This is a genomic window from Pseudomonas brassicae, assembly GCF_010671725.1.
Classification (GTDB): Bacteria; Pseudomonadota; Gammaproteobacteria; order Pseudomonadales; family Pseudomonadaceae; genus Aquipseudomonas; species Aquipseudomonas brassicae.
Window position 1 is genome coordinate 1 of record NZ_JAAHBU010000278.1, and the last position, 11,069, is coordinate 11,069.

Consider the following 11,069-nt stretch of genomic DNA (forward strand, 5'->3'; position numbering starts at 1 on the left):
AACGACCTGAGCCTGCTGGCCGGGCGCGATATCAGCAACGACGGGGCAGTGCTGCAGTCGGGGCGCGACACCGAGCTGATGGCGGGCCGCGACGTCAACATCGATGCGGTCTCCACCGTGTCCCGTGACAAGCAGGGCAGCAGCTACCTGAACCAGAAGGTCACCCAGCATGCGGCGCAGGTCGAGGCCGGTCGTGACCTGACGATCGGTGCCGGGCGCGACATCAGTGCCGTTGCCAGCCAGATCAATGCCAAACGCGACATTGCCCTGGCCGCCGTCGAGGACATCACCCTCGCCTCGGCAGCCAACCAGAGCGACTACCTGTCGCGCAGCAAGAAGACCACGCTGCAGACCGGCTCGGTACGTCAGCAAGCCACCGAAATGTCCGCCGGCGGCGACATCTCGATGGCCGCCGGCAAAGACCTGGGTATCGTCGCCAGCCGTATCAAGGCCGCTGGCGACATCGACCTGGATGCCGGGCAGGACGTCACCATCACCTCGGCCCTGGACGAGAGTTCCTACTACTTCTTCAAGAAAAAGAAAGGCTCGTTCGGCCGTAGCAGCAGCAAGCAGTCCGAAAGCTACCACAGCACCAACGTCGCTTCGGTGCTCGAGGCCGGCAATGACCTCAGCATCAATACCAGCAAGGCCGCCGATGGCAGCCTGAACCTGGAGGGCGGGCGCAACGTCAGCATCATCGGCAGCGAGCTCAAGGCCGCCAATGACCTGCTGCTGGGCGCTACCGAAGACATCGCCGTGCTGTCCGGTGTCGAGGCGCACGGCAGCTTCAGCAAGAAGACCAAGTCCGGTTTCCTCGGCCTGAGCAAGAGCGGCGCCAGCCAGCTCAAGACCCGCGCCACGCAGGTCTCCAGCGAGCTGGAGGCGGGCAATGACGTGGTGCTGGCGGCGGGGCGCGATGTGCGTCTGCGCGCCAGCGACATTGCTGCCGGCAACGATGCCGAGCTGCGTTCGGGGCTGGTCGACGAGAACGGTGACATCAACCTGGTATCGGCCAACGACAGCGCCTACAGCCTGAGCAACGAGTACAAGAAAAAGACCGGCCTGAATGTCTCCGGCACCTGGGGCAACAACATCAGCTTCAACACGGCCAAGAAATCGGGCGACGAGGCGCGCAGCACCACCAGCGTCGGCAGCCAGGTGGACGCCACGCGTGATGCCCTGCTCGATGCCGCGCGCGACATCAACATCGTTGGTAGCGGCGTCAGCGCCGGGCGCAACCTGGCGCTGGATGCGGGGCGTGATGTCAACATCCTTGCCGCCAGCGACAGCCGCTCCAACAGTCATTGGGAGCAGACCAAGACCAACGGGCTGATCATCGATGCCGACCGCAACGGCTTCAGTGCCTTCTTCGGCAAGGAGGTGCTGGACAATCGCACCAGCCAAAGCCACCAGACTGCAGCGCCGAGCACGGTCAGTGCGGGTGTGGACGTCAACGTGGTGGCCGGGCGCGATATCAATCAGCGCGGCTCGGACGTGCAGGCCGGCTACGACATCAACTACCAGGCCGGGCGCGATATCCGCATCGACGCGGCGGCCGAGCGCAGCGAATGGGTCGAGTTCGAAAGCCGCATGCGTGATGGCTTGACCGGCACCATCAACCACAACCTGGGCAATACCCTCGACACCCTGCAGGGCACTGGCAAGGGCGAGGATGGCGTCAGCCAAGGCTCGAGCGTGCTCAAGAGCGTCGATGGCGTCAGCCAGTTCCTGTCGGGGCCGACGCTGGATGGGCATGACGGCAAGGCCACCCAGAGCACCACCACCACCCAGGTGTCCGAGGGCACGCGCGGCTCCGGGCTCAACGCGGGCAACGATATCAACCTGTCGGCGGGCAACGCCGTGCTGGTGCGCGGCAGTGACGTGGCGGCCGGGCGCGATATCAACATCGAGGCCAAGGACGTACTGCTGGATGTGGCCAAGGGGCGCGAGACGTCCGAGGTCGAGCAGTACCAGAACAAGACCGGGGTCAAGGGCGGCACCACCGGTGGCTTCAAAGTGGGCGTGGGCGTCAGCAATGCGCAGAGTGACGACAGCGCCAGCAGCCAGCACTCCACACCGACCCAGTTGCAGGCCGGGCGCGACGTCAATATCGATGCAAGCAACAACGTCGCGGTGATCGGCAGCGTGGTGCAAGCCAAGCGCGATATCGACATCAAGGCCGGCAACGACCTGCTGATCCAGTCGACGCAGAACGCCTTTGAAAACGAGAGCCGTCGCCGCAGTTGGGGCGGCGAGGCCGGGCTGATCGCCGGCCAGGACGGTCTGGGTGTGTACGGCAGCGTCAATGTGGGCCTGGGCCGCCTGGACCGCGAGGGGGTGCAGCAGCAACAGGCCTATCTGTATGCGGGCAACCAGTTGGGCTTCGAAAGTGGCCGTGACACCCGTATCGAGGGCGCCACGTTGCGGGGTGAAGACGTGCTGGGCAAGGTCGGGCGCGACCTGACCATCGCCTCGGTGGTCGATACGGGCAAGGTCGATGGCCGTGAGTTCGATGCCAACCTCACCGTGGCCGTCAGCCTCGGCGTTACCGCCAGTGGCTCGGTGGGCTACGGCGAGACCACCGGCAAGACCAACTGGGTGAACGAACAGACCAGTGTCTCGGCACGCGACCGGGTCGATATCCGTACCGGTGCGCATACCCAGATCGATGGTGGGTTGCTGGTTTCCGACAGTGGCAACCTCAAGCTCGATACGGCCACCCTGGGCTTTCGCGATATCGCCGGCAAGGACGAGGAGAGCGGTTACTACCTGAACGTCGGTGGTAGCTACGGCTGGGTGCAGGAGGGCGGCGCGCAGACCGACCAGGCGCCCAAGTGGGCGGGCGATCCGGACCAGAAATCCTGGACGGTCAATGGCTATCAGTACACCAAGGACCGCGAGCAGGTCGTGCGTGCCACCGTGGGGGCCGGCGAGATCGTGGTGCGCAATGACGCCAGCACCGGCGCAGACTCCACTGCCGGGCTCAACCGTGACCCAGGCCGGGCCTACGAGATCACGCGCGACGACGAAAGCCGTACCGATCTGTATGTCAGCAATACCTCGGTGGATGCGGTGCGGCATCCGTTCAAGACCGTGGAAACCTGGCAAAACCAGCTGGAGGCCTACAAGGACGTACCGGCCAAGCTGGCGGGTGGCTATGTGGACTTCCTGGTCGACATTGGCCGGGCGATTTCGGCGCAGCGGGTGTCGATGGAAGACGTCGCGCCCGAGACGCGCAACGCGTTCGGTGACGAGAAAGCCTTGCTCATCACCAAGAACCTGGTGCGCAGGGGCCTCGATCCTGCGCTATTGAACGACCCGCAGAGCAAGTTCGCCCTGACCGCGCAGGAGATGCAGGGGCTCAACAACTTTGCCGAGGGGCTGACTGCGTTCAACCAGCAGTTGCAGTCCAGCGGCATGGTGAGCGAGAACGGCGTGTTGCTGCTGGACTCCACCCAGGTCGAGGGGCAGGTCAAGTTCACGGCACAGATGCTCGACGCCCTCGGCGACCAGATGCCGATGATCCAGGCGATGTCACCGGAGAAGCTGCAGAGCGCCATGCTGGTGGTGCAGGCGGTGATGGGGCCGACCAAGCTGGTGGCTACCCTGGCCGCGCACACCTTGGCGCGGGCGGCGTATGGCGATGAATGGGACGCCAAGAAAGAACAGGCGGCGATTCTGCTCGTCGCCAAGCTGAGCGACCTTTCGTACGAAGAGGCAGAGCGTTTCCACAAGGAGGACAAAGAGGCCTACGCCAACGCCAACCGTCCGATTGGCCAGGTCGATGGTTATGCGCGGGTCGTGGCTGCGGAGTTTCTGATCGACTCGTTGCTCAGTACCGTGGGCAACGTGGCGGGCAAGGTCACCGGCAAAGTGGTGAATGTGGTGGGCAGCAAGACGTCCGGGTCCGACAAGGGCACGCCGTCGACGCCGAACCCGCCCGACACCAAGTTCGAGCCGCCCAAGCCCCCCGTCAAACCGGGCCAGCCTGCGGTTCACAACAATGGCTTCAGAAGCGAGTTTTACGCCGCCGATGGCACTCCAGTACAGTGGCGCAACCCGTTGACGGGGAAGGTGGAGGCGATTCCGGAGGGTGCGAAGGTACACTTGGACCATATTTATCCGAAGAAAGAGATTGAGGCGTTGCCTGGCTTCAGTTCGCTGACTTCCGAGCAGCAGAGAAAACTGCTCAATGATCCGATGAACTTCCAGCCATTGACGGCATCGACGAACTGCAGCAAAGGTTGCCGTGTGAATGGTACGGATAACCCCTGGGACACCTACAAAGGGCAACCTCTGGATGCGAACTACAAGAAATGGCTGCAGGAAGAGCAGAGCGCCATGATGAATTACCTGCGACGCCAGATACTGAGCATGAACAGGGGAGAGGGTTGATTGGTGGAACATTTGAACTACGAAAAATTTGTCGGGTACGCCTCGACCACAGGCGTCTGGTTTGACGTACGCGACATCCCCGACGAGCTGAAAGTACTCATGGCGCGGGATGCTTGCGGGCTTTCCAGTTTTCCTGATTACCTCACGCCCCTGGCAAAGGGCAAGGCCTGGCTGCTCGACGGCCTGGTAGCTCATCAGCCTCGAACCGCCTCAGCACTTCAGGGCGGCGGCGAGCTGTTTATCCGAAGTACCGTGAGCGAAAGCGGATCGTTGAACTTTAGCTTGGGTATGCGCCTGTCGGACCGTGTTGTCCTGTTTGGCCGAGACTTCTGCGGCATGAACCCGACGGACGAAGATTATTCTCGTCCTGTGCAGGCGCGGGCCTACAGTTTGCCGGAACCCTTGCGGTTGGCTTACTACGCCAGGTTTGATGGGCTGAACATTCCTGACTCCGAGGCGATCGGCATTGCTACACGCCTGTTGCCTTTTCCCGTCAACCGCCCGTGGACAAGCTGGAACCGCTATCTGGAGGAATTCAAAGGCTACAAGGGCATCTACCTTACGTGGTTGGCAGAGCGGATTGCCGGTGTAGCGCCACAGCGAAAAGGTGCGCCGTGGACGAACTTCATGGCCTTCCTGGATACGCGCCCTACCTTGTCGGGTAAAGAGGGGGATGTGCTGTTTGTGAAAAACCATGTACAGGATGGTGTGGTGTACTGGGTGTGCGACGCAGACATCGAAAACATGCGCGTTCTCGCTGACCCGGTGGCAGCACTGGACCTTTACTGCGAGCACGTGCTGCTGGGGCAGGCCGGGCGGTTTGACTTCACGCCCTTCAGTGCGCCAATGCCATGAGTGCATGAAAAAAGGCCGGTGCATCTGCACCGGCCTTTCGTTATCAAGCAAGCACTGTCAGTGCTCGGCCACCGTCTCTCGTCTCACCACCTGTACCCCATGCTCGTCTTTCTCCAGCAGCGGGATCTCCTTGCCGTCGGCATCGAACAGCTTGCCGTCTTCGAAGTAGTCACCGTCACGCAGCCCGGAAATGTCCGAGTAGTTCAGCGTGCGCTCCGACGCTGCCACGAACACCGACTGCTGGTCCGAGTTGCCGGTCTTGAAGTGGTTGAACACCAGGTTGAGCAGGATCGCCATGATCGCCGACGAACTGATGCCGGAGTGGAAGATGGTCTCGAACCAGTTGGGGAACTGCGCATAGAAGTTCGGCGCGGCAATCGGGATCATGCCAAAGCCCAGCGAGGCGGCCACGATGATCAGGTTCATGTTGTTGCGGTAGTCCACCTTGGACAGCGTGCGAATACCACTGGCCGCCACCGTACCGAACAGCACGATGCCCGCACCACCCAGCACCGAGGTCGGCACCGCGGCAATCACCCGGCCCATGATCGGCAGCAGGCCAAGCACCACCAGGATCACGCCGCCGGTGGCCACTACATAACGGCTCTTGACCCCGGTCACCGCCACCAGGCCCACGTTCTGGGCGAACGCGCTCTGGGTGAACGAACCGAAGATCGGCGCCAGGATGCTCGACGCCATGTCGGCACGCAGGCCGTCGCCCAAACGCTTGGAGTCGACCTTGGTGTCGATGATCTCACCCACCGCCAGGATGTCGGCCGAGGTCTCGACCAGGGTCACCATGATCACGATGCACATCGACAGGATGGCGGCGATGTGGAAGGTCGGCATGCCGAAGTGGAACGGGGTAGGCAAGGCCATCATCGGGCCTTCGAGCACCTTGCTGAAGTCGGCCATGCCCAGCGACCAGGCGATCAGGGTGCCGAACACCATCGCCAGCAGGATCGACAGGCGCGAGATCGCCGCGCTGCCCAGTTTGCTCAGCACCAGCACGATCAGGAAGGTCGCCGCTGCCAGGCCGATGTTGGCCATGCTGCCGAAGTCCGGTGCCTTGCTGTTGCCGCCCATCACCCAGCGCGCCGCCACCGGCATCAGGGTCAGGCCGATGGTGGTGATCACGATACCGGTCACCAGCGGCGGGAAGAACTTGGTAATGCGCGAGAACACCGGGGTGATCAGAAAACCGATCAGCGAGGCCGCCATCACGGCGCCCAGCACACCGGGCAAACCGCCACCGCCCTCGCTGCTGAGAATCGCGCCCATGGTCGCCACACCGGCGAACGACACGCCCTGTACCAGCGGCAACTGGCAACCGAAGAACGGCAGCCCGAGGGTCTGGAGCAAGGTCGCCAGGCCACCGGCGAACAGTGACGCGGCAATCAGCAGGCCGATGTCGGCCGGGCCAAGGCCGGCTGCCTGGCCAAGAATCAGCGGGACCGCGACGATGCCGCCATACATGGTGAGTACGTGTTGCAGCCCGTACGCCAGGTTGGCGCCGAGACCCAGGTTCTCGTCTTCGGGGCGTGAGACCGTGGACGTGTCGGGGGAGGACGTAGTCATGGGAGCAGGTTCTCTGTTTTATTGTTGTGGCGCTACTGTAGACAACTAGTGCACAGCATTGCCAGAACAATTGTATACAATTTTTAGATCTACACAGGAACAGTCGTGCCCCTGGTTTGGCTTCATGAGTGGATGCACTTATCGTTCCAACGCACGCGGCCAGGCCCGCCAAGGCCGGCCCTGGCGGCGTGAACGCTTGTTTCAAAGCTGTCCGAATAGACAGGAAGGCGGGGCGGGGTCAGGTCGGTAGCGGGCTAAGAGACGTCAAAGTTCGATCAGTTGGCGCAGTTCACGCATCAATTCAGTGCTGTCAGCCAGGTTGAGCTCCACCAAACGGTGCAAATGGCTGATCGACACGAGATCGATGTGCAGGCAGGCAAAGCCGAGCGTTTGCGCTTCTTCGTGGCGCAGCTCGACCTGCATCCACACGCGGGTCTGCTCATCGAGATGGAGGATGGCTTCGAAGTCCTGGGTATCGTCGAACTCCCACCGTTCAGGGCGTTCGATCAGCAGCCCCTTGAGCGAAAGGTCGAGCAACGTGACCGGCCAGCGGCGCTCACCCTGTACCAGTTCGGTGGGGGCGTCGAAGGCGATGCGTTTGAAACGTCGGCGTTCTTGATGGTCGCTCATCGGGAAGGCCCTCCGGAGTAGAAACTGACTATAGCTCAGGGCTTGCCAGCGTGATCGCGAACGCGCATAACCGAGCGGTGAACGGGCCGTTGAAGGCTCTAGACCAAAGCAAGTATGGCAATGCGCCAAGACTGGCCCTAGACTCGACAGGCGGTCTTTCATATCCACTAGCTGGAAGCACACCATGAACAACAATAATAGCCTGCTACGCCACATTCCGTGGCTGCTGCTGGCGGTACTGGGGGCCTGTGCGCTGGGTGTCGTCGCCCTGCGCCGTGGCGAAGCGATCAACGCCTTGTGGATTGTGGTTGCCTCGGTGGCCCTCTACCTGGTCGCCTACCGTTACTACAGCCTGTTCATCGCCACCAAGGTGATGCAGCTGGACCCGCGTCGGGCTACCCCGGCGGTGCTCAACAACGATGGTCTGGACTATGTGCCGACCAACAAGCACATACTGTTCGGTCACCACTTCGCCGCCATCGCGGGCGCCGGCCCGCTGGTCGGCCCGGTACTGGCTGCGCAGATGGGCTACCTGCCCGGCACGCTCTGGCTGATTGCCGGCGTGGTACTGGCCGGTGCGGTACAGGACTTCATGATCCTGTTCCTGTCCACCCGCCGCAACGGTCGCTCGCTGGGCGACATGGTGCGCGAGGAGATGGGCCGCATCCCGGGCACCATCGCCCTGTTCGGCTGCTTCCTGATCATGATCATCATCCTCGCGGTGCTGGCGCTGATCGTGGTCAAGGCGCTGGCCGAGAGCCCATGGGGCATGTTCACGGTCATGGCGACGATCCCGATCGCGATGTTCATGGGCATCTACATGCGCTACATCCGCCCAGGCCGCATCGGCGAGATCTCGATCATTGGCGTGGTGCTGCTGTTGCTGTCGATCTGGCTGGGGGGCCTGGTGGCCGCCGATCCGGTGTGGGGCCCGGCGTTCACCTTCACCGGTGTGCAGATCACCTGGATGCTGGTGGGCTACGGCTTCGTCGCTGCGGTACTGCCGGTATGGCTGGTGCTGGCGCCACGTGACTACCTCTCCACCTTCCTCAAGATCGGTACTATCGTGGCCCTGGCCATCGGTATCCTGGTGCTGGCGCCCGAGCTGAAAATGCCGGCCCTGACCCAGTTCACCGACGGCACCGGCCCGGTGTGGAAGGGCACTCTGTTCCCGTTCCTGTTCATCACCATCGCCTGTGGCGCGGTGTCGGGCTTCCACGCGCTGATCTCCTCGGGCACCACGCCCAAGCTGCTGGACAACGAAGTCAACGCCCGTTACATCGGCTACGGCGGCATGCTGATGGAGTCGTTCGTCGCCATCATGGCCATGGTCGCCGCGTCGGTGATCGAGCCAGGCGTGTACTTCGCCATGAACAGCCCGGCAGCGGTGGTGGGCTCCGACGTCGTGACCGTCGCGCAGACCGTCAGCAGCTGGGGCTTCGCGATCACCCCCGAGGCGCTTGAAGCAGTGGCCCGCGACATCGGCGAGCACACCGTGCTGGCCCGTGCCGGCGGTGCACCGACGCTGGCCGTGGGTATCGCGCAGATCCTGCACCAGGTGCTGCCGGGTGAAAACACCATGGCCTTCTGGTACCACTTCGCGATCCTGTTCGAGGCGCTGTTCATCCTCACCGCGGTAGACGCCGGTACCCGTGCCGGGCGCTTCATGCTGCAGGACCTGCTGGGCTCGTTCGTGCCAGCCCTCAAGCGTACCGAATCGTGGGGTGCCAACCTGCTGGCCACCGCCGGTTGCGTGGCGCTGTGGGGTTACCTGCTGTACCAGGGCGTGATCGACCCGCTGGGTGGCATCAACACCTTGTGGCCGCTGTTCGGCATCTCCAACCAGATGCTGGCCGGTATCGCGCTGATGCTCGGCACCGTCGTGCTGATCAAGATGAAGCGCCAGCAGTACATGTGGGTCACCCTGGTGCCGGCGGTATGGTTGCTGATCTGCACCACCACCGCAGGCTTCATCAAGCTGTTCGACCCGAACCCGGCGGTGGGCTTCCTGGCCCTGGCCAACAAGTACAGCGTGGCGCTGGACGCCGGTCAGGTACTGGCCCCGGCCAAGGACATGGCGCAGATGCAGCACGTGATCTTCAACGCGTACACCAACGCGACGCTGACCGGGCTGTTCCTGTTCGTGGTGTTCAGCATCCTGTTCTTCGCGCTCAAGGTCGGTATCCGAGCCCTGAACAAGAAAGAACGGACCGACAAGGAATCACCTTTCCAGGCCTTGCCGGACGCGTAACCCAAGAGGAATGCACATATGTTCAACGATCTCGGTCGACTGGGTAAGTACCTGGGGCAGGCAGCCCGCCTGATGGTCGGCATGCCCGACTACGACAATTACGTCGAGCATATGCAGGCCAAGCACCCCGACGTGCCGCCGATGACCTACGAGGCGTTCTTCCGCGAACGCCAGGAGGCGCGTTACGGTGGCAAGGGCGGGCCCAAGTGCTGTTGAAACACGGCACCTGCGGCACGTGACACACCTGTGGGAGCCCGGCCAGCCGGGCTCCCACAGTCATTTCAGCGACAGGAGATTTTCTGCGTGCAACCCATTCCCGTAACCGTGCTCAGTGGTTTTCTGGGGGCCGGCAAGACCACCTTGCTGCGCCACCTGCTCAAGGCCGAGCACGGCCTGAAAATCGCCGTGATCGAAAACGAGTTCAGCGACGCCGGCATCGACACCCAGTTGCTGGGCGATGAGCCGGTGCAAGTCATGACCCTGGCCAATGGCTGTGTGTGCTGCACCATCCACACCGACCTGACCAAGGCGCTGTTCCTGCTGCTGGAGCGCCTGGACAGTGGCCAGATCGCTTTCGACCGGCTGGTGATCGAATGCACCGGCCTGGCCGACCCGGCGCCGGTGGCACAGACGTTTTTCATCGACGAGGAGCTGCGCGAGCGCTACATCCTCGACGGCATCATCACCCTGGTGGATGCGGCGCATGCCGACCTGCATTTGACCCAGACCATCGCCCAGGCGCAGGTGGGCTTTGCCGACCGTTTGCTGGTGAGCAAGACCGACCTGGTCGATGCGGCCACCTTCGACGCCTTGAGCGAGCGCCTGGGGCGCATCAACCGCCGGGCGCCGATCCGCGTGGTGGACAACGGCAAGATCGACCTGGCCGAGCTGCTGGACGTGCGCGGGTTCAACCTCAATGCCAGCCTGAACCTGCGGCCGGTGGTGACGGCGGCCAGTATCGACCGCATTTCCAGCATGGTGCTGCGCACCGATGCGCCGCTGGATATCGACCGGCTCAGCGCATTCATGAACGAGCTGCTGGAGGCGCATGGCAAGCAGTTGCTGCGCTACAAGGGCGTGTTGAGCATTGCCGGCGAAGACCGGCGCCTGGTGTTTCAGGGCGTGCTCAAGCTGTATGGCTTCGACTGGGACAGCGAGTGGGCCGAGGGCGAGCCGCGCGAGAGTGTGATGGTGTTCATTGCCGATGACTTGCCCGAGGCGAAGATTCGCGAAGGGTTCGAGGCCTTGAGCCGCCCCTGAGGCCCCCTTCGCTGGCAAGCCAGCGCCCACAGCGTTGTGCGGCGCACACAGAACCTGTGGGAGCTGGCTTGCCAGCGAAGCTTTTGAAGGCCCATAAAAA

Annotated in this window: 7 protein-coding genes; 5 read left to right on the forward strand and 2 right to left on the reverse strand. The window is 62.9% G+C overall.

Annotation, left to right across the window (positions count from 1 at the left end; all coding sequences use genetic code 11):
* Positions 1-4,395: hemagglutinin repeat-containing protein (locus G3436_RS18335; protein ID WP_178116516.1), on the forward strand; the 4,395-nt coding region annotated here is incomplete at its 5' end.
* Positions 4,396-4,398: 3 nt separating this feature from the next.
* On the forward strand, positions 4,399-5,250 hold the full coding sequence (locus tag G3436_RS18340) for a hypothetical protein (RefSeq protein ID WP_163947753.1): 852 nt from the start codon (positions 4,399-4,401) through the stop codon (positions 5,248-5,250).
* A gap of 57 nt (positions 5,251-5,307) precedes the next feature.
* On the opposite strand, the gene G3436_RS18345 is transcribed toward G3436_RS18340, so the two are convergent.
* Both G3436_RS18345 and G3436_RS18350 read right to left on the reverse strand, forming a co-directional pair.
* Positions 5,308-6,828, reverse strand: a complete 1,521-nt coding sequence (locus tag G3436_RS18345; protein WP_163947755.1) for a nucleobase:cation symporter-2 family protein — start codon at positions 6,826-6,828, stop codon at positions 5,308-5,310.
* 264 nt (positions 6,829-7,092) lie between these two features.
* Entirely contained in the window at positions 7,093-7,458 is a 366-nt protein-coding gene (locus G3436_RS18350; protein ID WP_163947757.1) for a PilZ domain-containing protein, read from the reverse strand.
* Positions 7,459-7,642: 184 nt separating this feature from the next.
* Here G3436_RS18350 and G3436_RS18355 point away from each other — a divergent pair, with 184 nt between their 5' ends.
* The 3 genes from G3436_RS18355 (at position 7,643) to yjiA (ending at position 10,969) form a co-directional block, all read left to right on the forward strand.
* Positions 7,643-9,709 carry a carbon starvation CstA family protein gene (locus G3436_RS18355; RefSeq protein ID WP_163947760.1) on the forward strand — a complete coding sequence of 689 codons (2,067 nt, stop codon included), beginning with the start codon at positions 7,643-7,645 and terminating at the stop codon, positions 9,707-9,709.
* An 18-nt stretch (positions 9,710-9,727) separates the two neighbouring features.
* Positions 9,728-9,925 (forward strand): YbdD/YjiX family protein, encoded by a 198-nt coding sequence (locus tag G3436_RS18360; RefSeq protein ID WP_163947763.1) that lies wholly within the window; start codon positions 9,728-9,730, stop codon positions 9,923-9,925.
* An 87-nt stretch (positions 9,926-10,012) separates the two neighbouring features.
* Positions 10,013-10,969, forward strand: coding sequence for a GTPase (yjiA, locus tag G3436_RS18365; RefSeq protein WP_338001283.1), 957 nt, complete (start codon positions 10,013-10,015; stop codon positions 10,967-10,969).
* Positions 10,970-11,069: the final 100 nt, after the last annotated feature.